This is a genomic window from Pseudomonas sp. NBRC 111138 (assembly GCF_001320835.1).
GTDB classification, from domain to species: domain Bacteria; phylum Pseudomonadota; class Gammaproteobacteria; order Pseudomonadales; family Pseudomonadaceae; genus Aquipseudomonas; species Aquipseudomonas paracarnis.
Window position 1 is genome coordinate 125,860 of the sequence record NZ_BCBO01000013.1, and the last position, 23,878, is coordinate 149,737.

Annotated in this window: 23 protein-coding genes; 13 read left to right on the plus strand and 10 right to left on the minus strand. The window is 60.0% G+C overall.

Annotated features, from left to right (window positions below):
• The first annotated feature begins 291 nt into the window (after positions 1 to 291).
• Together APH41_RS02545 and APH41_RS02550 are read left to right on the plus strand one after the other, a co-directional pair.
• Positions 292 to 894, plus strand: a complete 603-nt coding sequence (locus tag APH41_RS02545; RefSeq protein WP_014718889.1) for a Yip1 family protein — start codon at positions 292 to 294, stop codon at positions 892 to 894.
• 128 nt (positions 895 to 1,022) lie between these two features.
• Positions 1,023 to 1,517: a SprT family zinc-dependent metalloprotease gene (locus APH41_RS02550; RefSeq protein WP_003192067.1), complete on the plus strand. Its 495-nt coding sequence runs from the start codon at positions 1,023 to 1,025 to the stop codon at positions 1,515 to 1,517.
• A gap of 93 nt (positions 1,518 to 1,610) precedes the next feature.
• Here APH41_RS02550 and APH41_RS02555 read toward each other — a convergent pair whose 3' ends face one another.
• A complete protein-coding gene (locus tag APH41_RS02555) occupies positions 1,611 to 2,786 on the minus strand; it encodes a CaiB/BaiF CoA-transferase family protein (RefSeq protein ID WP_054917249.1) in 1,176 nt (391 codons plus the stop codon).
• 157 nt (positions 2,787 to 2,943) lie between these two features.
• On the opposite strand from APH41_RS02555, the gene tusD reads away from it, so the two are divergent.
• From tusD to APH41_RS02585, 6 genes are all read left to right on the plus strand, one after another.
• A complete protein-coding gene (gene tusD, locus APH41_RS02560) occupies positions 2,944 to 3,336 on the plus strand; it encodes a sulfurtransferase complex subunit TusD (RefSeq protein ID WP_054898291.1) in 393 nt (130 codons plus the stop codon).
• A gap of 1 nt (position 3,337) precedes the next feature.
• On the plus strand, positions 3,338 to 3,688 hold the full coding sequence (gene tusC / locus APH41_RS02565) for a sulfurtransferase complex subunit TusC (RefSeq protein WP_054917251.1): 351 nt from the start codon (positions 3,338 to 3,340) through the stop codon (positions 3,686 to 3,688).
• A complete protein-coding gene (tusB, locus tag APH41_RS02570; protein ID WP_054898293.1) occupies positions 3,688 to 3,966 on the plus strand; it encodes a sulfurtransferase complex subunit TusB in 279 nt (92 codons plus the stop codon). The genes tusC and tusB overlap by 1 nt, the downstream gene beginning before the upstream one ends.
• Entirely contained in the window at positions 3,963 to 4,298 is a 336-nt protein-coding gene (locus tag APH41_RS02575; RefSeq protein WP_034127872.1) for a TusE/DsrC/DsvC family sulfur relay protein, read from the plus strand. Before tusB ends, APH41_RS02575 begins: the two co-directional genes overlap by 4 nt.
• Positions 4,295 to 5,296, plus strand: a complete 1,002-nt coding sequence (locus APH41_RS02580) for a glycosyl transferase family protein (RefSeq protein WP_054917253.1) — start codon at positions 4,295 to 4,297, stop codon at positions 5,294 to 5,296. The genes APH41_RS02575 and APH41_RS02580 overlap by 4 nt, the downstream gene beginning before the upstream one ends.
• Positions 5,297 to 5,384: 88 nt before the next feature.
• Positions 5,385 to 6,380 (plus strand): glutathione S-transferase family protein, encoded by a 996-nt coding sequence (locus tag APH41_RS02585; protein ID WP_054917255.1) that lies wholly within the window; start codon positions 5,385 to 5,387, stop codon positions 6,378 to 6,380.
• Positions 6,381 to 6,490: 110 nt separating this feature from the next.
• Here the strand turns inward: APH41_RS02585 and cysG are convergent, their stop codons facing one another.
• From cysG to ftsK, 6 genes are read right to left on the minus strand one after another with little or no spacing between them, the layout of a single operon-like run.
• On the minus strand, positions 6,491 to 7,885 hold the full coding sequence (cysG, locus tag APH41_RS02590) for a siroheme synthase CysG (protein ID WP_054917257.1): 1,395 nt from the start codon (positions 7,883 to 7,885) through the stop codon (positions 6,491 to 6,493).
• Entirely contained in the window at positions 7,886 to 9,166 is a 1,281-nt protein-coding gene (gene serS / locus APH41_RS02595) for a serine--tRNA ligase (RefSeq protein WP_034127876.1), read from the minus strand. It lies immediately after the preceding gene.
• A gap of 15 nt (positions 9,167 to 9,181) precedes the next feature.
• On the minus strand, positions 9,182 to 9,556 hold the full coding sequence (crcB, locus tag APH41_RS02600; RefSeq protein WP_054898297.1) for a fluoride efflux transporter CrcB: 375 nt from the start codon (positions 9,554 to 9,556) through the stop codon (positions 9,182 to 9,184).
• Positions 9,553 to 10,878 carry a replication-associated recombination protein A gene (locus APH41_RS02605; protein WP_034127878.1) on the minus strand — a complete coding sequence of 442 codons (1,326 nt, stop codon included), beginning with the start codon at positions 10,876 to 10,878 and terminating at the stop codon, positions 9,553 to 9,555. The genes crcB and APH41_RS02605 overlap by 4 nt, the downstream gene beginning before the upstream one ends.
• Before the next feature lie 27 nt (positions 10,879 to 10,905).
• Positions 10,906 to 11,529: an outer membrane lipoprotein chaperone LolA gene (lolA, locus tag APH41_RS02610; protein ID WP_003174700.1), complete on the minus strand. Its 624-nt coding sequence runs from the start codon at positions 11,527 to 11,529 to the stop codon at positions 10,906 to 10,908.
• Between the two features lie 54 nt (positions 11,530 to 11,583).
• Entirely contained in the window at positions 11,584 to 13,992 is a 2,409-nt protein-coding gene (gene ftsK / locus APH41_RS02615; RefSeq protein WP_032896677.1) for a DNA translocase FtsK, read from the minus strand.
• 476 nt (positions 13,993 to 14,468) lie between these two features.
• Between ftsK and aat the strand changes: the two genes are divergently transcribed.
• The 3 genes from aat to infA all read left to right on the plus strand — a co-directional run bounded on the left by aat (position 14,469) and on the right by infA (position 16,232).
• A complete protein-coding gene (gene aat / locus APH41_RS02620) occupies positions 14,469 to 15,149 on the plus strand; it encodes a leucyl/phenylalanyl-tRNA--protein transferase (protein ID WP_054917260.1) in 681 nt (226 codons plus the stop codon).
• A 56-nt stretch (positions 15,150 to 15,205) separates the two neighbouring features.
• Positions 15,206 to 15,913 carry an arginyltransferase gene (locus APH41_RS02625; RefSeq protein WP_003192088.1) on the plus strand — a complete coding sequence of 236 codons (708 nt, stop codon included), beginning with the start codon at positions 15,206 to 15,208 and terminating at the stop codon, positions 15,911 to 15,913.
• 100 nt (positions 15,914 to 16,013) lie between these two features.
• Positions 16,014 to 16,232 (plus strand): translation initiation factor IF-1, encoded by a 219-nt coding sequence (gene infA / locus APH41_RS02630; RefSeq protein WP_002553999.1) that lies wholly within the window; start codon positions 16,014 to 16,016, stop codon positions 16,230 to 16,232.
• Positions 16,233 to 16,476: 244 nt separating this feature from the next.
• Here infA and clpA read toward each other — a convergent pair whose 3' ends face one another.
• Both clpA and clpS read right to left on the minus strand, forming a co-directional pair.
• Positions 16,477 to 18,747, minus strand: a complete 2,271-nt coding sequence (gene clpA / locus APH41_RS02635) for an ATP-dependent Clp protease ATP-binding subunit ClpA (protein WP_003192090.1) — start codon at positions 18,745 to 18,747, stop codon at positions 16,477 to 16,479.
• Between the two features lie 29 nt (positions 18,748 to 18,776).
• On the minus strand, positions 18,777 to 19,145 hold the full coding sequence (clpS, locus tag APH41_RS02640; RefSeq protein ID WP_005789091.1) for an ATP-dependent Clp protease adapter ClpS: 369 nt from the start codon (positions 19,143 to 19,145) through the stop codon (positions 18,777 to 18,779).
• 225 nt (positions 19,146 to 19,370) lie between these two features.
• Between clpS and cspD the strand changes: the two genes are divergently transcribed.
• Positions 19,371 to 19,655, plus strand: a complete 285-nt coding sequence (cspD, locus tag APH41_RS02645) for a cold shock domain-containing protein CspD (RefSeq protein WP_054899045.1) — start codon at positions 19,371 to 19,373, stop codon at positions 19,653 to 19,655.
• Between the two features lie 63 nt (positions 19,656 to 19,718).
• Here the strand turns inward: cspD and icd are convergent, their stop codons facing one another.
• On the minus strand, positions 19,719 to 20,975 hold the full coding sequence (icd, locus tag APH41_RS02650; RefSeq protein WP_005789095.1) for an NADP-dependent isocitrate dehydrogenase: 1,257 nt from the start codon (positions 20,973 to 20,975) through the stop codon (positions 19,719 to 19,721).
• Between the two features lie 483 nt (positions 20,976 to 21,458).
• On the opposite strand from icd, the gene APH41_RS02655 reads away from it, so the two are divergent.
• Positions 21,459 to 23,684 (plus strand): NADP-dependent isocitrate dehydrogenase, encoded by a 2,226-nt coding sequence (locus APH41_RS02655; RefSeq protein WP_054917262.1) that lies wholly within the window; start codon positions 21,459 to 21,461, stop codon positions 23,682 to 23,684.
• The last annotated feature ends 194 nt before the right edge of the window (positions 23,685 to 23,878 follow it).

Here is a 23,878-nt window from a genome sequence, read left to right on the forward strand (position 1 = left end):
GTGGAAGCTGGCTTGCCTGCGATAGCGGTGTGCCAGTCAACATCTCTGTTCCTGACAGGCCGCCATCGCAGGCAAGCCAGCTCCCACACTGGATCCCATGACCTCAGACAGACCACACCGCGATTAGCCCCCCTGTTTACAGCGCAATTTGCTCTAAAGGCCCTACGGTTATTCCGGTCATCCCTTTCTATACTGCGACTTGAGGTCGCACATCTATCCAGACCTTTCAGGCCATATGGCCCGTGGGCGCTCCGATGGGGGGCGATGGTAATAACGACAGGAGTGACTGGCATGATCCATCACGTCGTGGGGCTGTTTACCCATCCCGACCAGGAATGGCGGGAAATCCGTGGCGATAAAGAAGAAAGCATCAGCCACATGTACCTCACTCATACCCTGATTCTCGCGGCGATCCCCGCCATTTCCGCCTTTATTGGCACCACTCAGGTCGGCTGGGTCATCGGCAACCGCGCCCCGGTGATGCTGACCCAGGAAAGCGCGCTGTGGATGACCCTCATGTCCTACGCGGCCATGCTGTGCGGCGTGGCGGTGATGGGCGCGTTCATTCACTGGATGGCCCGCACCTACGACGCCAGCCCAAGCATGGCCCGCTGCGTGGCATTTGCCACTTACACCGCCACACCCTTGTTTATCGGCGGGCTGGCGGCGCTCTACCCGCATATGTGGCTGGGCATGGTCGTGGGCACGGCGGCGATCTGCTACACGGTGTACCTGCTGTATGTGGGGCTGCCGACCTTCATGAGTATCGACCCGGATGAAGGCTTCCTGTTTTCCAGCTCGGTATTGGCCGTCGGCCTGGTGGTGCTGGTAGCGATCATGGCCTTTACCGTGATCGTCTGGGGCCTGGGCGTCGGGCCGATCTACACCAGTTGAACGAAAAACCCCGCAGGCAAGGCCACCGCAAGGTGGCTTTGTGCGTTATGCATGACCATTCGGCGCCTGACAGATTCGGAAACACCCAGCTTTGCGGCATACTGGGCGTCTCTGGAGATATGTACAGCATGCCCGAGCAACTCAATACCCGCGTCGAAGATTGTTTCCTGCAAGCCGAATCCTTTTTCAAACGAAGCTTCAAACGCCCCCAGGTCAGCCTCAAGCTGCGGGGCCAGAAAGCCGGTGTCGCGCATTTGCACGAGAACCTGCTGCGCTTCAATCCTCAGTTGTACCGTGAAAACAGCCAACACTTTCTCAAGCAAACCGTGGCCCACGAAGTGGCGCACCTGATTGCCCACCAGTTGTTTGGCGAGCGTATCCAGCCCCATGGCGAGGAATGGCAGTTGATCATGCGCGGGGTTTACGAACTGCCGCCCGACCGTTGCCATACCTACGAGGTCAAGCGCCGACAGGTGACTCGCTATATTTACCGCTGCCCGTGTGCGGACAGTGATTTTCCGTTCTCCCCGCAGCGCCATGGGCTGGTGAACCAGGGGCGGCGGTATTTGTGTCGGCGGTGTCGGCAGACGTTGGTGTTCACCGGGGAAACTCGGGTGGAATGAGGGCCTCTTCGCAGGCAAGCCAGCTCCCACATTTGGATCTGTGAACACAATCAAAATGTGGGAACTGGCTTGCCTGCGAAAGCGTCGGCTCAGTCAACCTGCAACCTTGGCCTGCCGCAATTGCTCTATCCGCTCAATACCGAACCCCAACTCCGCCAGCACCTCATCACTGTGCGCCCCCACCGCCACTCCAATATGCCTGGGCGCCGGCAACCCCTCGGAGAATTTCAGCGGGCAGGCCAATTGCGCTTGTGTCGAGCCATCACCCCGGGGCACTTGGCTGACCAGCTCCCGCGCCTTCAACTGGGGATGCTCCAGCGCTTCGCTCAAACTCAACACTGGCTCGACACAGGCATCCACCCCGGCAAACAACTCACACAACTGGTCAAAACTGCGCTTCTCGAACTCCACCTGCAACGCCTGCTTGAGCACGCCCTGCCGTTCGGGCGTCACACTGTATGCCGCCAGCTCCGGGCGTCCCAAGGCCGCGCACAGCTGCTGCATAAACCCCGGTTCCAAACTGCCCACCGACATCCAGCGCCCATCGCGCGTGCGGTAATAGTCATAGAAACTCCCGCCATTGAGCACATGGTTCTCCCACCCAGGCTCGACCCCGCAAGCCAGATAACCGGCCCCAGCCATGGCGTTCAGGCTGAACGAGCAATCGGTCATGCTCACATCCAGGTATTGCCCCACCCCGCTCTGCTGCCTGGCAATCACCGCCGCCAGCAAGCCCACCACGGCATGCAGTGAACCGCCCGCCACATCCGCCAGCTGTACGCCCAGGGGCAACGGGCCGGTGTCCTGGCGCCCGGTATGGCTGGCGACGCCGGCCAACGCCAGGTAGTTGATATCGTGCCCGGCGCGGTCCTTATAGGGGCCGGTCTGGCCGTAGCCGGTGATCGACACATAGATCAGCCGCGGGTTGATCGCCTTCAGCGCCTCATAGCCCAGGCCCAGGCGCGCCATGACACCGGGGCGGAACTGCTCGAGCAGGATGTCATGGCCCTTGACCAACTCACGCACAATCTCCAGCGCCTCGGCCTGCTTGAGGTCCAGGGCCAGGCTACGCTTGTTGCGATTGAGGTAGGCGTGGCTGGCCGAGGTGCCACGATCATGGGGCGGCAACACACGCAACAGGTCCATCCGCGTGGGCGATTCGATACGCAGCACCTCGGCGCCCATGTCCGCCAGCATCAGGGAGGCAAACGGGCCGGGCAGCAAGGTGGAAAAATCCAGCACTTTAAGGGACGCCAAGGGACCTGACATGGGGACTCCAGTTGGGTTGCGAATACCCACAGACTAGGCAGCCTGGCGCCTGCCGGCAATCGTCAGAACGATCAACCACAGTGACCGTTTTGATCACGGCGGGCTTTTTCGCGGCGGCGGCTTTATCATTGGCCGACGTTTGTTGGCAGAGTCTTCCATGAAGTTCGCGATTGCACTGTATAGCGCCGCCCACGCGCCCTCCTCGCGCCGCGCCCTGTTGTTCGCACAGGCGGCGTTGGCCGGCGGGCATGAGATTGTGCGGATGTTTTTTTATCAGGATGGCGTGTACAGCGCGTCCAGTAACGTCGTTGCGCCCCAGGACGAGCCAGACATTGCGCGCCAATGGCGCGAGTTCGTCAGCCAGCACCAGCTCGACGGTGTGGTGTGCATCGCCGCCGCCTTGCGCCGTGGTGTGCTGAATGCCGAAGAGGCTACGCGCTATCAACGCAGCGCCGTGAATCTGGAGGCACCCTGGGCGTTATCGGGCCTTGGGCAGTTGCATGACGCGATCCAGGACGCCGACCGCCTGATCTGTTTTGGAGGGCCGTGACATGCCCAGATCCTTGTTGGTGATCAGCCGCCAGGCCCCGTGGTCCGGGCCGAGTGCGCGGGAAGCACTGGATATCGTGCTGGCCGGTGGCGCGTTCGATCTGCCCATTGGCCTGTTGTTGCTGGATGACGGTGTGTTCCAACTGGCGCCGAACCAAGCGGCCAAGGCCGTGCAACAGAAAGACCTGAGTGCCAACCTGCAGGCCCTGGGCCTGTTCGGCATTGATGACGTGTTCGCGTGCAGCCATAGTCTTTCCGCACGCGGGTTGCCGCCACCCGCCAACGCACAGGTGCTCGACAGCCAAGCCATTTCCCAACTGATTGACCGTTACGACCAGGTGATTACCCTCTGATGTCGACTCTACATGTGGTGTCTCATTCCCCGTTTACCGACAGCCGCCTCGATAGCTGCCTGCGCATCTGTGGCGCCGAGGACGCAATCCTGCTGTGCGGCGACGGAGCCTACGGCCTGCACACGCCCGCCCTGCAAACCAAAGGCGTAAAGGTGTTTGTGCTGGCCGAAGACATGCAGGCGCGCAACCTGCCGCTGCCCGACTGGGCTGACAGCGTCGATTACCCAGGCTTCGTGCAACTGTCGATCGACTACGACAAGGTCAACACCTGGCTATGAACACCTTGACCGTCGGCGCACACACCCTGGAACTGGATAAGGACGGCTATCTCGTCGACCTCAACGACTGGTCCGATGAAGTGGCGAATGCCCTGGCCGCTGCCGAAGCCTTGGAGCTGACCCCGGCACACTGGGAAATCCTCACCCTGCTGCGCCAGTTCTACACCGAGTTCCAGCTGTCCCCCGCCACGCGCCCGCTGATCAAGTACACCGCCTTGAAGCTGGGCCCGGAAAAGGGCAACAGCCTGCACCTCAACAAACTGTTCAACGGCACTCCCGCCAAACTCGCCGCCAAGCTGGCGGGCCTGCCCAGGCCGACGAATTGCTTATGACCGACTTTGCCCCCCTGACTCTCGTAACGCCCCAAGAGCATCCCTTTGCGCAGTTCGTGCGCATCCTCGGCAAAGGCAAGCGTGGCGCGCGCAACCTCACCCGCGAGGAAGCGCGGGAAGCCATGGGCATGCTGCTCGACGAAAAAGTCGAGGACACCCAGCTCGGCGCCTTCCTGATGCTGCTGCGCCACAAGGAAGAAAGCCCGGAAGAACTCGCCGGTTTCACCGAAGCCGTACGTGAGCGCCTGCACGCGCCAGCGCTGAACGTCGATATCGACTGGCCCACCTACGCCGGTAAAAAGCGCCACCTGCCGTGGTTCCTGCTGGCAGCCAAATGCCTGGCACAGAACGGCGTGCGCATCCTGATGCACGGCGGCGGCGCCCACACTGCGGGGCGGTTGTACACCGAGCAATTGCTGGACAGCTTGCAGATCCCGCTGTGCCGCGATTGGCAACAGGTCGAAAACGCCTTTGCCCACGGCAACCTGGCGTTTATCCCGCTGGGTGATTGGGCGCCACAGCTGCAACGCATGATTGACCTGCGCAACACTCTGGGCCTGCGTTCGCCTATCCACTCTCTGGCGCGCCTGCTCAACCCGCTGAATGCGCGCTGTGGCCTGCAAAGCATTTTCCACCCCGGTTACCAGGGCGTGCATCGTGATGCCAGTGGCTTGCTGGGTGACAACGTGATTGTGGTCAAGGGCGACGGCGGCGAGATCGAGATCAACCCCGACACCCTCAGTCACCTGTATGGCACCACCGACGGCCAGAGCTGGGACGAAGAGTGGCCCGCCCTTTCCGTCCAGCGCCACGTCAAGCCAGCAACGCTTGAGCCCGAGCACCTAAAAGCACTGTGGCGCGGCGACGTTGAGGACAGCTACCCGCAACTGGCGTTGATCGCCACCATGGCGTTGGCCCTGCGCGGCCTTGGTCACCCGCGGCAGCAGGCGTTCGAGTTGGCCCAGCAGTACTGGGACGCACGGGATAAATCGATTTAATCGATCATTCACGCCGGTTCTTTGCGCTTTTAGTTCGAACTCATCCCTTTAGACTGGGCTCCAACGCTTATTAGCCAAGGAGCCAGTCATGGGTTTATTGATCGAAGGACAGTGGAAAGACCAGTGGTACGAAAGTAGCGCCGATGGCGCTTTCCAACGGGAACAGGCACAACGCCGCAACTGGGTGACCGCCGATGGCGGGCCAGGCCCGAGTGGTGAAGGCGGCTTCAAGGCCGAGGCCGGTCGCTATCACCTCTATGTATCCCTCGCCTGCCCGTGGGCGCACCGCACCTTGATCCTGCGCAAGCTCAAGGGCCTGGAAAGCCTGATCGACGTCTCGGTGGTCAGTTGGCTGATGCTGGAAAACGGCTGGACCTTCGACAAGGCCCATGGCTCCAGCGGCGACAAACTGGACGGTTTCAACTTCATGCACCAACGCTACACCGCCGATACCGCCGACTATACCGGGCGCGTGACCGTGCCGGTGCTGTGGGACAAAAAGCTCAAGCGCATCGTCAGCAATGAATCGGCGGAGATCATCCGCATGTTCAACAGTGCGTTCAATGCGCTGACCGGCAATACCCTGGATTTCTACCCCCAAGCCCTGCATTCGACCATCGACAGCCTCAACGAACGCATCTACCCCGCCGTGAACAACGGCGTGTACCGCGCAGGTTTCGCCACCTCACAACAAGCGTATGAAAGTGCGTTTGATGATGTGTTTGCCAAGCTGGATCATTTGGAACAGCACCTGGGCAGCCATCGCTATCTGGCCGGCGAGTACCTGACCGAAGCCGATGTGCGGCTGTTCACTACGCTGATTCGTTTTGATGCGGTGTACTACAGCCACTTCAAATGCAACCTGCGGCGAATTGCCGACTATGCAAATTTGTCGAACTGGCTGCGGGAGATGTATCAGTGGCCAGGCGTGGCCGAGACGGTGGATTTCGAGCATATCAAGGGGCATTACTATGCCAGCCATCGCACGATCAACCCGACGGGGATTGTGCCGAAGGGGCCGTTGCAGGGGTTTGACAGCAGCCATGATCGGGCGCGGCTGCCGGGTAAAGGTGTCTTTGGCTGATAACTCCTGTGGCGAGGGAGCTTGCTCCCGCTGGGCTGCGTAGCGGCCCCAAAATTTTGGGAGCGCTTCGCACTCCAACGGGAGCAAGCTCCCTCGCCACAAGAGCCGGTTCAGACTTGAGACTGAGCGCCCTCGAACCACTTGAGCTTCTCACGCAACACCACCACCTCACCCACGATCACCAATGTCGGCGCATGCACTTCATGCTCCGCCACCATGCGCGGCAGGTCGGCCAGGGTGCCGGTGAACACGCGCTGGTTGGACGTGGTGCCCTGCTGGATCAGCGCCGCTGGGGTGTCCGACGCGCGTCCGTGCTTGATCAACTGCTCGCAAATGATCGGCAAGCCAATCAAGCCCATGTAGAACACCAGGGTCTGTGAGGGGCCGACCAGGTCTTGCCAAGGCAAGTCCGAGGTACCGTTCTTCAAGTGCCCGGTAATAAAACGTACAGATTGGGCATAGTCGCGATGAGTCAGCGGAATCCCGGCATAGGCCGCGCAACCACTGGCTGCCGTAATACCCGGCACCACCTGGAACGAAATGCCGTGGGCCGCCAACTCTTCGATCTCTTCGCCACCACGACCAAAGATGAACGGGTCCCCCCCCTTGAGGCGCAGCACGCGCTTGCCTTGCTTGGCCAGGTCTACCAGTTGCTGGTTGATCTGGTCCTGGGGCACCGCGTGATCGGCGCGACGCTTGCCGACGTACACGCGCTCGGCATCACGACGGCACAGTTCCAAAATCGCCGGCGCAACCAAACGGTCGTACAGCACCACGTCGGCTTGCTGCATCAGGCGCAATGCGCGGAAGGTCAGCAAATCCGGGTCGCCTGGGCCCGCACCCACCAGGTACACCTCTCCGGGCGCGTAAGGCGGCGCGCCATTGACCTTTTCGATCAACAGGCGCTCGGCCTCCTCGCCCTGCCCGGCCAACTGGCGGTCGGCAATCGGGCCCTGGAACACTTCTTCCCAGAACGCCCGGCGTTGCTGCACATCCGGGTACAAACCTTTGACCTGACCCCGAAAACGCGCGGCCAGCCCAGCCAATTGACCGTAGGTCGAGGGAATCCAGGTTTCCAGCTTGGCGCGAATCAGCCGTGCCAGTACCGGCGCGTCACCGCCGCTGGAGACGGCAATCACCAAGGGTGAACGGTCGACAATTGCCGGGAAGATCACGCTGCACAACGCTGGCGCGTCCACCACATTGACCGGCACGCAGCGACGCTTGGCATCACTGGATACTTGCGCATTCAGTGGCTCATCGTCGGTGGCTGCGATAATCAGGGTGCAACCGTCCAGGTCGGCCTCCTGATAACCGCGCAACATCAGTTCCCCGCCACTGCCCAGCACCAGCTCACACAGCTGGCTTTCGATCTGGGGAGCAACCACCCGCAACACCGCGCCGGCGTTGGCCAGCAGCCGGGATTTGCGCAAGGCAATCTCCCCACCACCGACGACCAACACACGACTGCCGCGCAGGTTATGAAACAGCGGCAGAAATTCCATTTAGCGGATGACCTCAACGCCCGCCATGTACGGCTTGAGCACCTCAGGTACACGGATCGAACCGTCCGCCTGCTGGTAGTTTTCCAGCACGGCCACCAGGGTACGGCCTACGGCCAGGCCCGAACCGTTGAGGGTGTGCACCAGCTCCGGCTTGCCGGTTTCCGGGTTGCGGAAACGCGCCTGCATGCGACGGGCCTGGAAGTCACCGCAGTTGGAGCACGACGAAATCTCGCGGTATTTGTCCTGGCTCGGCACCCACACTTCCAGGTCGTAGGTTTTCACGGCGCTGAAGCCCATGTCGCCCGTGCACAGGGCCAGTACGCGGTAAGGCAGCTCCAGCAACTGCAGCACGCGCTCGGCGTTGGCAGTCAGGCCTTCCAGGGCCTCCATGGAGGTCGACGGCTCTACTACCTGAACCATTTCAACCTTGTCGAACTGATGCTGGCGGATCATGCCACGGGTGTCGCGACCCGACGCGCCGGCTTCGCTACGGAAGCACGGGCTGTGAGCAACCAGCTTCAACGGCAGTTGCTTGGCGTCGAGGATTTCGCCGGCGACGATATTGGTCAGCGACACTTCGGCGGTCGGGATCAGGTACAGGTCGGCTTCGCCGTCGCGGCTGATCTTGAACAGGTCTTCTTCGAATTTCGGCAGTTGGCTGGTACCCATCAACGCCGGCGCCTGAACCAGGTACGGGGTGTAGGCCTCTTCATAACCGTGTTCGCCGGTGTGCAGGTTGATCATGAACTGCGCCAGTGCACGGTGCATGCGCGCAATCGGGCCGCGCAACAAGGCAAAGCGTGCGCCGGACATTTTTGCCGCGGTTTCAAAATCCAGGCCACCGGTCAATTCGCCCAAGGCGACGTGGTCCTTGATCTCGAAATCGAAGGCTTTCGGCGTGCCCCAGCGGCGCACTTCGACGTTGCCTTCTTCATCTTCGCCGACCGGCACAGATTCGTGGGGCAGGTTCGGAATGCCCAGCAGGATCGAATCCAATTGGGTCTGAATGCCTTCCAGCTCGATTTTGCCATCGGACAGCTCAGTGCCCATGCGCTCGACATCCGCCATCAACGGCGCGATGTCTTCACCGCGCTGCTTGGCCTGGCCGATGGACTTGGAGCGCGCATTACGTTCAGCCTGCAGTGCTTCGGTGCGGGTCTGGACGGTCTTGCGCTGTTCTTCCAGCGCTTCGATGCGCGCAACATCCAAGGCAAAGCCACGGGATGCCAGGCGGTCCGCTACGTCCTGAAGGTTGCTACGTAACAGTTTGGAATCGAGCATGTCGGTCTCTCGTTATCAAAGTTTGGTCAAGGACAGGCCAGCCCAGGTGGCGAGCAGCCCGCCGAATACGCTGATGGCCGCATAGCCAATCGCCAGCGGCACTTGCCCGCTTTCCAGCAGGCGCACGGTATCCAGTGAAAAGGATGAAAAAGTCGTCAGGCCGCCAAGAAAGCCAACCATCAGGCCGGCACGTACCTCGACAGGCACTTCCGGGCGTAACAAAAACAGGCCGTATAACACGCCGATCAACAGGCAGCCCACGATATTAACGGCGAGCGTCGCCGTATAGAAGTGTTTCGGCCAATTGGCGTTGATCCAATTGCCGGTGGCGAAGCGCAGCAGTGTACCGGCGATACCTCCCGCCGAGACGGCGATCACCAAAGGAATCATGTTTTTCTCCGCTGCCTGGGGCTCAGACGGTCGAGGGTGGCCAGGTGGTTGAGCTTCTCACCGATCTTCAGCTCCAGGCCACGGGGCACTGGCTGGTAGAACGGCTGCGGCTCCAGCTCATCGGGGAAGTAGTCTTCGCCGGCCGCGTAGGCGTCCGGCTCATCGTGGGCATAACGGTATTCGTCGCCATACCCCAGCTGCTTCATCAGCTTGGTCGGCGCGTTGCGCAGGTGCAGCGGCACTTCGAGGGAACCATGCTCGGCGGCCGCACGCAGGGCCGACTTGAAGCCCATGTACACTGCGTTGCTTTTGGGCGCGCAGGCCAGGTAAGTGATGGCCTGGGCGACCGCCAACTCGCCTTCCGGACTGCCGAGGCGCTCCTGCACCTCCCAGGCGGCCAGGCACAGGCTCAGGGCCCGCGGGTCGGCATTGCCGATGTCTTCGCTGGCCATGCGCACCACCCGACGCGCCAGGTACAGCGGGTCGCAACCGCCATCGATCATGCGCGCAAACCAATACAGCGCGCCATCAGGGTTGGAACCGCGTACGGATTTGTGCAGCGCGGAAATCTGGTCGTAGAAGGCTTCGCCGCCCTTGTCGAAACGCCGGCGTGTGTCACCGAGCAAGCTTTGCAACAGGTCGACGCCAATCTCGCCGCCGTCTTCGGCCAGGTCGGAAGCATTCTCCAGCAAGTTGAGAAAGCGGCGCCCGTCGCCATCGGCGGCGGTCAGCAAAATCTTGAAACCTTCATCGCTGAGGCTCAGCTGGCGCTTGCCCAGCCCCTTGTCTTCGCTCAAGGCTCGGTGCAGCAGCTTTCGCATCGCCGCTTCATCCAGGCTCTTGAGCACATAGACCCGCGCCCGTGACAACAAGGCGTTGTTCAATTCAAAGGAAGGGTTTTCGGTGGTGGCGCCGATAAAGATCAGCGTACCGTCCTCGACATAAGGCAGGAACGCATCCTGCTGCGACTTGTTGAAGCGATGCACTTCGTCGACGAACAGGATAGTGCGTTTACCGTATTGCCCGGCCTGCTGCTTGGCGACTTCCACCGCCTGGCGGATCTCCTTGACCCCGGCGAGCACCGCCGAGACCGTTTCAAAGTGCGCATCCGAGACCTTCGCCAGCAACCGCGCCAGGGTGGTCTTGCCCACGCCCGGCGGCCCCCAGAAAATCATCGAATGCAGCGCACCCTGCTCCAGGGCTTCGCGCAAGGGCTTGCCCCGAGCGAGCAGGTGTTCCTGACCGACGTACTCATCCAGGTTGGTCGAACGCAAGCGCGCGGCCAACGGCTGGGCAATCGGGTCACTTCGAAACAGATCCATGGGCAGCGTTTGAAACCTCTGGGCAGTTTATTCCTGGATCACGTCGGCACCCTTGGGGATGTCGAACTTGAACTTGGACGCGGGCACCGGCTGGTTGGCCTTGACCCCGGAGAACAGGATATCGGTGCGCTGGCCGACGCTGTCGACCAGGCGCATGTTGTTGATCACGCCGTTGCCGAACGACAGGGACAGCGTGTCAAACAACGTGTCCTTGGATTTTGGCTTGAGGGTGAACTCGATGACGTTGCTGGTCTGCTTGGAGGTGATGTCGAAGCTGTCGTTGATTTTCGACACATCACCCGACAGCAGCAGTGCCGGGGTCTGGTTCAGGCGCGGATCGAGCTTCTTGATGGTCGCCTGTTCCAAGTCCGGGTCCCACAGCGTGACTTTCTGGCCGTCGGAAACGATGGTCTGCTCCGCCTTGCCTTCGGTATGCCAGTAGAACAGCCCTGGGCGCTGCACGGCCATTTCACCGGCTGTTTCCTGCAACTGGGTGCCGCCGGCATCCAGGGTCAGCTGGGAGAAGCGCGCGGTGAGGGTCTGGGATTTGTCCAACAGGTTCTTCAGGCTGGCGACGGAAGCCGGGTCAGCGTGAGCCGAAACAGCGGTCAGGGCCAAGGCTGGCAACAACAGCATGCGGATAAAGCGCATGGGAGTCCTCATTGAGTAGTCAGGGCACGCCGCGTGTTGCCACGCGGCGCGGAATCAGTCGCGCATCTGCCCGGGGGCGATGACTTCACGCGAGCCATTGGTGTTCATTGCGGTCACGACGCCGGCCATTTCCATGGCTTCGATCATGCGGGCGGCACGGTTGTAGCCGATTTTCAGCTTGCGCTGCACCGCGGAGATCGACGCACGGCGGCTTTCCAGTACGAAGGCCACGGCTTCGTCATACAAAGCGTCGGTCTCGGCATCGTCATCACCGCCACCGCCGCCATTTTCAAAGCCGCTGCCGGCTTCTTCGACGCCGTTGAGGATGTCGTCGTTGTACTCGGGCGCGCCGCGCAGTTTCCAGGCTTCCACCACACGGTGGACTTCGTCATCGGAAACAAAGGCGCCGTGAACGCGAATCGGCAGGCTGGTGCCCGGCGGCATGTAGAGCATGTCACCGTGGCCCAGCAGTTGCTCGGCGCCACCCTGGTCAATGATGGTGCGCGAGTCGATCTTGCTGGAGACCTGGAACGCCATGCGGGTCGGAATGTTGGCCTTGATCAGGCCGGTGATCACGTCCACCGACGGCCGCTGTGTCGCGAGGATCAAGTGGATACCCGCCGCCCGTGCCTTCTGGGCGATACGGGCGATCAGCTCTTCAACCTTCTTGCCGACGATCATCATCATGTCGGCAAATTCATCGACCACCACCACGATGGTCGGCAGCTTGGTCAGCAGTGGTGCTTCATCGTGAATACTTTCGCGCTTGTACAGCGGGTCGGTCAGCGGTGTGCCGGCGTCCTGGGCTTCCTTGACCTTGGCATTGAAGCCCGACAGGTTACGCACGCCCATCTTCGCCATGAGCTTGTAGCGGCGCTCCATCTCGGCAACGCTCCAGCGCAGGGCGTTGGCGGCGTCCTTCATGTCGGTGACCACCGGGCACAGCAGGTGCGGGATGCCTTCGTAGATCGACAGTTCCAGCATCTTCGGGTCGATCATGATCAGCTTGGCGTCATCCGGCCCGGACTTGAACAGGATCGACAGGATCATGGCGTTCACACCCACCGACTTACCGGAACCAGTGGTACCGGCTACCAGCAAGTGCGGCATTTTCGCCAGGTCGGTAATCACCGGCTTGCCGCCGATGTCATGGCCGAGCGCCAGGGTGACCGGCGATTTGAAGTTGTCGTATTCCGGCGTCGACAGCACTTCGGAGAAGCGCACGATCTGGCGGTCTTCGTTGGGAATCTCGATACCCACGGTGGTCTTGCCCGGGATCACTTCCACCACGCGCACGCTGGTCACGGCCAGGGAACGTGCCAAGTCTTTGGCCAGGTTGGAAATGCGGCTGACTTTTACCCCGGCGGCCGGTTGGATTTCGTAACGGGTGATCACCGGGCCCGGATGGATCGAGTCCACCGACACTTCGACGCCGAATTCCTTGAGCTTGATTTCCAGCAGGTGGCCGACGGCCGCCAGGGATTCGGGGGAATAGTTGAGTTGTTTCTTTTCGGCCGGGTCCAGAATCGAGATCGGCGGCAAGGTGCCTTCGACGGCGCTGTCGATGAACAGCGGTGCCTGCTTCTCTTTTTGCACGCGATGGCTGGGCTCCGGCGCCTTGGGCGGTGCCGGGGCGATCACGGGCGGCACCTGCTTTTCACGGTCCGACATGTGCTTGCTCAGGGCCTGCTCGCGCTCGATCAAGCGCTCCTTGACCTTGGCTTGCTCGCGCCGATCCGGCGTGCTTGGGGCCACCACCTCGTTGACACGGGTGTCCACCTCACGCAGCTGCGCAACCATTTGCTTGCGCTCGACACGGGCGGCCCACCAGCGGTTGGCGGCGCCCTGGAACAATTCGAACAGGTCGAGGGTGATCTTGCCGGTCACATCCATCACCTTGAACCATGACAGGTCGGTGAATACCGTGAGGCCGAACAGGAACAGCGCGATGAACATCAGGGTGCTGCCCTGGATATTCAGGGTCCTGCGCGCCAGGTCGCCAAGGCTTTCACCCAGGGCCCCGCCCGCGCCCGCCGGCAGACCGGTCGGGGCATGGAAGTGGATATGCGCCAGCGCAGCGCCCGACAGCACCAGGAACACCAGGCCGATCAGGCGCCAGGAGAACAGCCAGCCGCTCCACTGCCACGGCTCGTGACGCTGGCGGAAGATCTGCCAGGTCTTGATCGCCAGCAACAGCGGGAAAATGTAGGCAAAGTAACCCAGGATCATGAAGAGGATATCGGCGCTGTAGGAACCTACAGGGCCGCCGAAATTCTGCACGTCATCGATCTTGCTGTTATGGCTCCAGCCCGGATCGTCCTTGCCATAGGTCAGCAAGGCCATCATCAGGAACAGGCACAGCGCACCGATGGCAATCAGTGCGCCTTCCTTGAGTCGGTAATGCAGGTGCTGGCGCCAGGCCGGTACGACTGCTGCTTTAGGTGCTGCGGCGGATTTCTTCAAAACGGGTCTATTCCTGCGCCTTTAGCGCGTCCATCTGTTGAATGACTACACACGACTGCTCTATCCGGAGCAGTTGAAAAATGAACGAATGTTGCTGAATCTACTTTTAACACCCGGTGACGGATAGGTGAAATGGCGATAACGCCACAATGGCCGCATTGTACGGGTTTGCGTGCGCGATGCCACACACTTGCCCTTCACCTGACTGCACGGACAATTTGAGCATGCATTGCCTTTGCTGACAAAGGCTTATGAGCTGTATTTAGCAATCCAGGCAAGCTTGGCAAATGGCCGGCATGCGCCAGACCCGATTACGACCACACCCTGTGTACAGAGTTGCAGAAACACCCGTTCATGCTAATCCTCGTCAATCGCCTATTCGGGCTGGCCCCATGGCGCAGGGTCGTCAATAATCAACGCTTGCGGTGCAGGTGCATGACCTGCCACTCCCCTCCCCTTCCCTAAGCCTGGATGCCATGCTGACCTGGTTACAACGCGACACCCTGACGTTCCCTCCCTTGGCCAAGGCCATGCGCGAACCCAACGGCCTGCTCGCCGCCGGTGGCGACCTGTCGGCCGAACGACTGATCCAGGCCTACCGCCATGGCTGCTTCCCCTGGTTCTCCGAAGGCCAGCCTATCCTCTGGTGGTCGCCAGACCCGCGTACGGTGATTTTCCCCGACGAGCTGCATGTTTCCCGCAGCCTGGGCAAATTATTGCGCCAGCAGCGCTATACCGTGACCTTCGACCAGGATTTCGCCGCCGTCATCCATGCCTGCGCCGCGCCCCGTGCCTACGCCGATGGCACCTGGATCACCGAAGGTATCCAGAAGGCTTATCTGGAGCTGCACCAACGCGGCTATGCGCATTCCGTCGAGGTCTGGGACCAGGGCGAACTGGTAGGTGGCCTTTATGGCCTGGCGATGGGCCAGTTGTTTTTTGGCGAGTCTATGTTCAGCCGCGCCGACAACGCCTCCAAATTCGGCTTCGCCACGCTGACCCGGCAACTGCAAGCCTGGGGATTTGTACTGATCGATTGCCAGATGCCCAACGATCACCTGCACAGCCTGGGCGCCCGCGGCATACCCCGCAGCGTCTTCGCTGACGTCCTGCATAAACATCTGGACCAACCCAACGCTGGGCCGTGGGTTTCCTAGGCGACTTTCGCGCACGTGGCTTACACTTATTTCAAAGCTTATCCCGAGGGTTGATCATGACCGAGCTGGCGCGCTTGAAGTTCTATGCCACTCAAGCCCACTCATGCAGCTATCTGCCCGACGAGCAGGCCACCACGCTGTTCCTCGATCCCAGCCAGCCCATGGACGTGCATGTGTATGCCGACCTGTCCGAGATGGGCTTCCGGCGCAGCGGCGATCACCTGTATCGCCCCCATTGCCAGAACTGCAACGCGTGCGTGCCTGCGCGTATCCCGGTTGCGCAGTTTTCGCCCGACCGTAATCAGAAACGCATTCTCAAGCGCAACGCTGACCTGACAGTACACGCCACCAAACCCCAATACAGCGAAGAATATTTCGATCTCTACCAACGCTATATCGAGCAGCGTCATGCCGACGGCGATATGTATCCGCCCAGCCGCGACCAGTTTTCCACATTCCTGGTGCGTGACTTGCCTTTTTCGCGCTTCTACGAGTTCCGCCTCGACGGCCGCCTGCTGGCCGTAGCGGTGACCGACCTACTGCCCAACGGCCTCTCAGCGGTGTACACCTTCTATGAACCGACCGAAGAACGCCGCAGCCTCGGGCGCTTCGCCATCCTCTGGCAAATAGGCGAAGCGCTGCGCCTGGAGCTGGAAGCGGTGTACCTCGGATACTGGATCAAGAACTGCAAAAAGATGAACTACAAGACCCAATATAGGCCCATTGAGCTGCTGATTAATCAAAGATGGGTCACGCTTAACTAGAACCCCTTGGCTTGAACACCCTTTTTCGGGCACAATGCACGCCGCTTTTGCCTGGCGCAGTTGCACCGGGCCATTCACTGGATACCGAGGGCTTTACTGCATGTCGAAAGAAGACAGCTTCGAAATGGAAGGCACTGTCGTCGACACCCTGCCCAACACCATGTTTCGTGTGGAGTTGGAAAATGGGCACGTCGTAACCGCGCATATCTCCGGCAAGATGCGCAAGAACTACATTCGTATTCTTACCGGTGACAAAGTGCGCGTCGAGCTGACGCCCTATGACTTGAGCAAAGGGCGCATCACTTACCGCGCTCGCTAAGCAAGTCAATACAAAACGCCCGGTTATGCCGGGCGTTTTTGTGTGCGCAGGATTTAACAGTCGCCACTTGACCCTGTGGGAGCTGGCTTGCCTGCGATAGCGGTGGGCCAGTTAACGATGTGCGACTGAAGGACCGTCATCGCAGGCAAGCCAGCTCCCACAGTTGACCGTCATTGTCTCGTAATCGTATTTCAGGCAGCAAAAAGGCGCCTTTCGGCGCCTTTTGCAATGTTGCAGCTAACGATCAGGCCATTTCAGCCGTGGTCTCGAACTCGAAGGTCAGCTCGCCGTCCTTCAGGTCGATGTGTACCACCCCACCATGGTCGGAGAGTTCGCCGAACAGGATCTCTTCGGCCAGTGGCCGCTTGATCTTGTCCTGGATCAGACGCGCCATTGGGCGTGCGCCCATTGCCGCATCGTAGCCGCCCTCTGCGATCCAACTGCGGGCCGCTTCCGTCACATCCAGCTGCACGCGCTTGTCTTCCAACTGCGCTTGAAGCTCGGTGAGGAACTTGTCCACCACGCTTTTGATGACCTCATGGCTGAGGCGACCAAACTGAATAATGGTGTCCAGGCGGTTGCGGAACTCCGGCGTGAAGCTCTTCTTGATGACTTCCATGGCATCGGAGGAGTGATCCTGATGCGTAAAGCCGATCGAAGCCCGCGCCGCGGTTTCGGCACCGGCGTTGGTGGTCATGATCACGATCACGTTGCGGAAGTCTGCCTTGCGCCCGTTGTTATCGGTCAGGGTCCCGTGGTCCATGACCTGCAATAGCAGGTTGAAGACTTCCGGGTGAGCCTTTTCGATTTCATCGAGCAGCAATACGCAATGTGGCTGCTTGGTGATCGCCTCGGTCAACAGGCCGCCCTGGTCGAAGCCGACATAGCCCGGAGGCGCACCGATCAAGCGCGACACAGTGTGGCGCTCCATGTACTCGGACATGTCGAAACGGACCAGTTCGATGCCCATGGCCTTGGCCAGCTGGCGAGCCGCCTCGGTCTTGCCGACGCCGGTCGGGCCTGCGAACAGGAACGAACCGACTGGCTTGTCCGGCGACTTGAGGCCAGCACGCGACAACTTGATCGCCGTGGACAGCGAGTCGATGGCCGCATCCTGGCCAAACACAGTGAGCTTGAGGTCGCGCTCCAGGTTACGCAGCAACTCCTTGTCGGAGCTGGTGACGTGTTTTGGCGGAATCCGCGCTATCTTGGCCACGATGTCCTCGACTTGAGGCACGTCGATGCGCTTCACGCGCTTCTCGACCGGCTGCAGGCGCTGGTAGGCACCCGCTTCGTCGATCACATCGATGGCCTTGTCAGGCATATGCCGGTCATTGATGTAGCGCGACGCCAGCTCAGCCGCCGCACGCAAGGCCTCATCGGTGTATTCGATGCCATGGTGCGCTTCAAAACGCCCCTTGAGCCCGCGCAGGATACCGATGGTGTCTTCAACCGACGGCTCGGACACGTCGACTTTCTGGAAGCGACGCGCCAGGGCACGGTCTTTTTCGAAGATGCCGCGGAATTCCTGGAACGTGGTCGAACCAATACAACGGATATCACCCGAGGACAGCAGTGGCTTGAGCAGGTTGGAAGCGTCCATCACCCCACCGGAGGCTGCACCGGCGCCAATGATGGTATGGATCTCGTCGATGAACAGGATGGCCTGTGGACGCTTTTTCAACTCACCGAGCAACGCCTTGAAGCGTTTCTCGAAATCGCCACGGTACTTGGTCCCGGCGAGCAACGCGCCCAGGTCAAGGGAATAGACGACACTGCTGGCCAGCAGGTCTGGCACCTGGTTGTCGACAATGCGCTTGGCCAGGCCTTCGGCAATCGCGGTCTTACCCACGCCCGCCTCGCCCACCAGCAACGGGTTGTTCTTGCGACGACGCGCAAGGATCTGCGCTACACGCTCAACCTCATGCTCACGCCCCACCAGCGGATCGATCCGCCCCTGGCGCGCCATTTCATTGAGGTTGCTGGCATAGGCATCCAGCGGATTGCTCGAAGAAGAAGACTCACCGCCCTCCTCGTCCTGCATATCCTGCTCACCCTCGGAATGATCGCCGTGCCCAGGCACTTTAGAGATACCGTGGGCGATGTAATTGACTACATCAATACGGGCAACGCTCTGCTGCTTGAGCAGGAACACGGCCTGGCTTTCCTGTTCGCTGAAAATTGCCACAAGCACGTTCGCGCCCGTGACTTCACGCTTACCGGAGCTCTGTACGTGGAACACAGCACGCTGCAATACCCGCTGGAACCCCAGGGTTGGCTGGGTTTCGCGGTCCTCGTCATGCACGGGGATCAGTGGCGTGGTGGAGTCGATAAACTCCTGCAGGTCATGCTTGAGCTTGTCGAGGTTGGCGCCGCACGCACGTAGAACGGTGGCGGCAGCTTCGTTATCCAAAAGTGCCAACAGCAGGTGTTCGACGGTCATGAATTCATGACGCTTCGAACGAGCCTCCTTGAAGGCAAGATTGAGGGTGACTTCGAGCTCGCGGTTTAACATAGCTTCACCTCATACCCAAGTGGTCGGCGTTAACCGTCCTTCTCGATTTCACAGAGTAGCGGATGCTGGCTTTCCCTGGCGTACTGGTTGACCTGCATGGCCTTTGTCTCGGCGATGTCGCGGGTAAACACTCCACATACTGCCCGTCCTTCTGTGTGAACGGCCAGCATTACCTTGGTCGCCAACTCGCGGTTCAGGTTAAAAAACACCTCGAGCACTTCGACGACGAAATCCATCGGTGTGTAGTCATCATTGAACAAAACCACCTTGTACATCGGCGGCGCCTGTAAAGCAGGCTTGGCCTCCTGGACAGCAATGCCTGCAGAACCGTCGTCGTCATGTTCCTGATCCGGGCGATCCTGATTGAATGTTAGTCGAATCTGGCTGTTTGCATGCATGGGAAAGAAAGGTTCGTCAGTGGTTCAATTACAGTGGTGGGGGCGGCCTGTCAGAATTTCAACTCTGACCCTTGGGTCACCTTGACTATCGGCGAAACGGTGTTACAACAAATAGAGCCCACAGTGGGTAAAAAAGGTCCGCGCAGTCAACCTTATTTATTCGGGTTAGGACGGATAGACAGGATGATACTCCAGTGATGGAGTCTGGTGCAGAGGGATAAGGGAATGGCTAGTGGTAAGGTCAAGTGGTTCAACAATGCCAAGGGTTACGGCTTCATTAATGAAGACGGCAAGCAAGAAGACCTTTTTGCGCATTTCTCAGCGATCCAGGCGGATGGGTACAAAACGCTGAAGGCGGGTCAACCGGTATCCTTTGACATTACCCAGGGCCCAAAGGGCTTGCACGCGGTGAATATCAAAGGCATCACCACCACGCCTGCTGTAGAAAACGGCGCGGCGCACGGTCACAAATCAAGACAAGAAAAGCAAGCAGGCCTGACCAGCTTCTGAACAAAGCACTGAAAGCAAACCGGCCGCCCCGAATCATCAGGGCGGCCGGTTTTATCTACCTGTTTACATATGCTTGATCAACGCGTCACCAAAGCCCGACGACGACACCAACGTAGCGCCATCCATCAGACGCTCGAAGTCATAGGTCACGGTCTTGGCCGAAATCGCGCCATTGGTGCCCTTGATGATCAGATCCGCCGCCTCGACCCAACCCATATGCCGCAGCATCATTTCTGCCGACAGGATCAATGAACCAGGGTTGACCTGATCCTTGCCCGCATATTTAGGCGCAGTGCCGTGGGTGGCTTCAAACATTGCCACGGTGTCCGACAGGTTGGCTCCCGGCGCAATACCAATACCGCCCACTTCCGCCGCCAGGGCGTCGGACAGGTAATCGCCATTGAGATTGAGGGTCGCGATCACGTCATATTCGGCCGGGCGCAGCAGGATCTGCTGGAGCATGGCGTCGGCAATAGCATCTTTGACCACTACATTCTTGCCGGTCTTGGGGTTCTTGAACTGCATCCACGGCCCGCCATCGAGCAAGGTCGCACCGAACTCTTCAGCCGCCACCTCATAGGCCCACTCCTTGAAGGCACCCTCGGTGAACTTCATGATGTTGCCTTTGTGCACGATGGTCAGCGAGTCGCGGTCGTTATCTACCACATACTGCAAGGCCTTGCGCGCCAGGCGCTTGGTACCCTCTTTGGAGACCGGCTTGACGCCAATCCCGCAATCCTGGTCGAAACGGATCTTGGTAACGCCCATTTCTTCCTTGAGGAACTTGATCACCTTGATCGCTTCCGGCGAACCGGCCTTCCACTCGATGCCCGCGTAAATATCCTCGGAGTTCTCACGGAAGATGGTCATGTCCACGTCGCCTGGCTTTTTCACCGGGCTGGGCACGCCTTCGAACCAGCGCACCGGGCGCAGGCACACATACAGGTCGAGCTGCTGGCGCAGCGCCACGTTCAGCGAACGGATACCGCCACCGACCGGCGTTGTCAGCGGGCCCTTGATGGACACCACGTAATCCTTGACCGCATCCAGGGTTTCCTGGGGCAGCCAGGTGTCCTGGTCGTAGACTTGAGTGGCCTTTTCACCAGCGTACACCTCCATCCAGGAGATTTTGCGCTTGCCGCCGTAAGCCTTTTCAACAGCGGCATCGACCACCTTGATCATCACCGGGCTGATGTCGACGCCAATACCGTCTCCTTCGATGTAGGGGATGATCGGTTGGTCAGGAACATTGAGAGAATGGTCTGCATTGACGGTGATTTTGTCGCCGACTGCCGGAACCTGAATCTTCTTGTATCCCATGCTGAACTCCATCTATGGATTGAACATCTGGCTGCGTTCGAGCCTACTCCAGATAAATGGCGACTGAAACCTCACGCCATGCTCATTTGCATCGAAAACAGCACATTTGGTGGCCTACAAGCCTGAAAGCAAAGGGAAAAGCGCCAATCTTGAGCACATCTCACCACCCCACGCACCTGCGACCTTTAGACCAATGGACGAGCCCCCTTTTGTATGAAGGCTCAGCGTAAGCATAGCGACCTATGTATAATGCCGCCGCTGACCAAAGAGTCACGACGGCGGACCGCTCTAGAACGTAGCCTTTCGCCAGAAAGCCGGACTATTACCATAGCCCACCCGCTTGACGCTCGACTGATGCAAACCAACATCACCGCGAAGAAACTTCGACATTTCGCTCATGGATGACTTTGAACGAACGCGCTCTACCCGGCGCATCTCGAGTTTCTGCGCACGCTTTCAGCAAAGAAGAGAGTTAATCCGAATATGCCCACCCGCTCGAAGATCATCTACACCTTCACCGACGAAGCCCCAGCCCTCGCCACCTATTCACTGCTGCCTATCGTAGAGGCCTTCACCGCTTCCGCTGATATTGCCGTGGAAACCCGCGACATTTCCCTCGCCGGGCGCATCCTCGCAAGCTTCCCCGAGCAACTGGGCACCAAGGCCATCCCGGACCACCTCGCCGAACTGGGCGACCTGGCCGTTACGCCTGAAGCCAATATCATCAAGCTTCCCAACATCAGCGCCTCGACCCCGCAGCTGCAAGCCGCGATCAAGGAACTGCAGGCCCAGGGCTACGCCCTGCCGGACTACCCTGAAACCGTAACCACCGACGCGGAAAAAGAAACCCGTGCACGTTACGACAAGGTCAAGGGCAGCGCCGTGAACCCGGTACTGCGCGAAGGCAACTCCGACCGTCGCGCACCGCTGTCGGTCAAGAACTATGCACGCAAGCACCCGCACAAGATGGGCGCCTGGGCTGCCGACTCCAAGTCGCACATTGCCCACATGAACAACGGCGACTTCTACGGCAGCGAAAAAGCCGTGCAGATCGAAACCGCTGACGCGGTCAAAATTGCGCTGGTCGCAAAGGACGGCACCACCACCGTCCTGAAGGAAAAGACCAGCGTTCAGGCCGGCGAAATCATCGACACCGCCGTGCTGAGCAAGAAAGCCCTGCGCAGCTTCATCGCCGCTGAAATCGAAGACGCCAAGAAGCAAGGCGTGCTGTTGTCGGTTCACTTGAAAGCCACCATGATGAAGGTCTCCGACCCGATCATGTTCGGCCAGATCGTTGCCGAGTTCTATAAAGACGCCCTGGCCAAGCACGCGACCGTGCTGGAACAGATCGGCTTCAACCTGAACAACGGCATCGGCGACTTGTACGCTCGCATCAAGGCCCTGCCGGCCGACCAGCAAGCGCAGATCGAAGCCGACATCCAGGCGGTCTACGCCGTTCGCCCTGCCCTGGCGATGGTCAACTCCGACAAAGGCATCACCAACCTGCACGTGCCAAGCGACGTCATCGTCGACGCCTCGATGCCAGCGATGATCCGTGACTCCGGCAAGATGTGGGGCACCGACGGCCAGTTGCACGACACCAAGGCTGTGATCCCGGATCGCTGCTACGCCACCATCTACCAGGCGGTCATCGAAGACTGCAAGGCCAATGGCGCCTTCGACCCAACCACCATGGGCAGCGTGCCAAACGTTGGCCTGATGGCTAAGAAAGCCGAAGAGTACGGCTCCCACGACAAGACCTTCCAGATCAAGGCTGACGGCGTTGTCCGCGTCACCGACAGCCAGGGCAACCTGCTGATGGAACAGAACGTCGAAGCTGGCGACATCTTCCGCATGTGCCAGACCAAAGACGCTCCGATCCAGGACTGGGTCAAGCTCGCCGTCAACCGTGCCCGCGCCAGCAACACCCCGGCCATCTTCTGGCTGGACCCCCAGCGCGCCCACGATGGCGTAGTGGTCGAGAAAGTTCAGGCTTACCTGAAAGACCACAACACCGAAGGCCTGGACATCCGCATCATGGCCCCGGTCGATGCGATGAAGTTCACCCTGGAGCGCACCCGCAAGGGCCTGGACACCATCTCGGTGACCGGCAACGTACTGCGCGACTACCTGACCGACCTGTTCCCGATCATGGAACTGGGCACCAGCGCCAAGATGCTGTCGATCGTGCCGCTGATGAATGGCGGTGGCCTGTTCGAAACCGGCGCTGGCGGTTCGGCTCCCAAGCACGTGCAGCAACTGCTGGAAGAAAACTTCCTGCGCTGGGATTCCCTGGGCGAGTTCCTGGCCCTGGCCGCGTCCCTTGAGCATTTGGGTGTGACGTACAACAACCCGAAAGCCCTGGTACTGTCCAAGACCCTGGACCAGGCTACCGGCCAGTTCCTGGACAACAACAAGTCGCCATCGCGCAAAGTCGGCAACATCGACAACCGCGGCAGCCACTTCTACCTGGCGCTGTACTGGGCACAAGCCCTGGCCGCCCAGACAGAAGACACTGCACTGCAAGCGCAGTTTGGCGAACTGGCCAAAACCCTGGCCGAGAACGAAGCAACCATCGTTGCCGAACTCAACGCCGTACAGGGCAAGCCAGTGGACATCGGCGGCTACTACGCGCCGAACCCAGAGCTGACCAGCAAGGCCATGCGCCCGAGCAGCACGCTCAATGCGGCGATTGCCAAGTTGAAGTAAGGTTGTAAGGATGCAAAGAAGCCCCGGCCAAGTGCCGGGGTTTCTGCTTGTAGGGACTTCATTGAAGAAACCCAATCCAATGTGGGAGCTGGCTTGCCTGCGATTGCAGTCTGTCAGTTCATACAGGCGTAGCTGACCCACCGCCATCGCAGGCAAGCCAGCTCCCACATTGAGCATGCCACCTTCCAGATACC

Excerpts from the sequence above, each read along its gene's own strand:
- aat (WP_054917260.1), top strand. The coding sequence starts at position 14,469 with ATGCTGACCTGGTTACAACGCGACACCCTGACGTTCCCTCCCTTGGCC.
- crcB (WP_054898297.1), bottom strand. The coding sequence starts at position 9,556 with ATGATTCCTTTGGTGATCGCCGTCTCGGCGGGAGGTATCGCCGGTACA.
- APH41_RS02655 (WP_054917262.1), top strand. The coding sequence starts at position 21,459 with ATGCCCACCCGCTCGAAGATCATCTACACCTTCACCGACGAAGCCCCA.
- APH41_RS02550 (WP_003192067.1), top strand. The coding sequence starts at position 1,023 with ATGCCCGAGCAACTCAATACCCGCGTCGAAGATTGTTTCCTGCAAGCC.
- tusC (WP_054917251.1), top strand. The coding sequence starts at position 3,338 with ATGCCCAGATCCTTGTTGGTGATCAGCCGCCAGGCCCCGTGGTCCGGG.
- APH41_RS02585 (WP_054917255.1), top strand. The coding sequence starts at position 5,385 with ATGGGTTTATTGATCGAAGGACAGTGGAAAGACCAGTGGTACGAAAGT.
- APH41_RS02545 (WP_014718889.1), top strand. The coding sequence starts at position 292 with ATGATCCATCACGTCGTGGGGCTGTTTACCCATCCCGACCAGGAATGG.
- APH41_RS02555 (WP_054917249.1), bottom strand. The coding sequence starts at position 2,786 with ATGTCAGGTCCCTTGGCGTCCCTTAAAGTGCTGGATTTTTCCACCTTG.
- lolA (WP_003174700.1), bottom strand. The coding sequence starts at position 11,529 with ATGCGCTTTATCCGCATGCTGTTGTTGCCAGCCTTGGCCCTGACCGCT.
- APH41_RS02605 (WP_034127878.1), bottom strand. The coding sequence starts at position 10,878 with ATGGATCTGTTTCGAAGTGACCCGATTGCCCAGCCGTTGGCCGCGCGC.
- icd (WP_005789095.1), bottom strand. The coding sequence starts at position 20,975 with ATGGGATACAAGAAGATTCAGGTTCCGGCAGTCGGCGACAAAATCACC.
- clpS (WP_005789091.1), bottom strand. The coding sequence starts at position 19,145 with ATGCATGCAAACAGCCAGATTCGACTAACATTCAATCAGGATCGCCCG.
- tusD (WP_054898291.1), top strand. The coding sequence starts at position 2,944 with ATGAAGTTCGCGATTGCACTGTATAGCGCCGCCCACGCGCCCTCCTCG.
- cysG (WP_054917257.1), bottom strand. The coding sequence starts at position 7,885 with ATGGAATTTCTGCCGCTGTTTCATAACCTGCGCGGCAGTCGTGTGTTG.
- infA (WP_002553999.1), top strand. The coding sequence starts at position 16,014 with ATGTCGAAAGAAGACAGCTTCGAAATGGAAGGCACTGTCGTCGACACC.
- APH41_RS02625 (WP_003192088.1), top strand. The coding sequence starts at position 15,206 with ATGACCGAGCTGGCGCGCTTGAAGTTCTATGCCACTCAAGCCCACTCA.
- clpA (WP_003192090.1), bottom strand. The coding sequence starts at position 18,747 with ATGTTAAACCGCGAGCTCGAAGTCACCCTCAATCTTGCCTTCAAGGAG.
- serS (WP_034127876.1), bottom strand. The coding sequence starts at position 9,166 with ATGCTCGATTCCAAACTGTTACGTAGCAACCTTCAGGACGTAGCGGAC.
- tusB (WP_054898293.1), top strand. The coding sequence starts at position 3,688 with ATGTCGACTCTACATGTGGTGTCTCATTCCCCGTTTACCGACAGCCGC.
- APH41_RS02580 (WP_054917253.1), top strand. The coding sequence starts at position 4,295 with ATGACCGACTTTGCCCCCCTGACTCTCGTAACGCCCCAAGAGCATCCC.
- cspD (WP_054899045.1), top strand. The coding sequence starts at position 19,371 with ATGGCTAGTGGTAAGGTCAAGTGGTTCAACAATGCCAAGGGTTACGGC.
- APH41_RS02575 (WP_034127872.1), top strand. The coding sequence starts at position 3,963 with ATGAACACCTTGACCGTCGGCGCACACACCCTGGAACTGGATAAGGAC.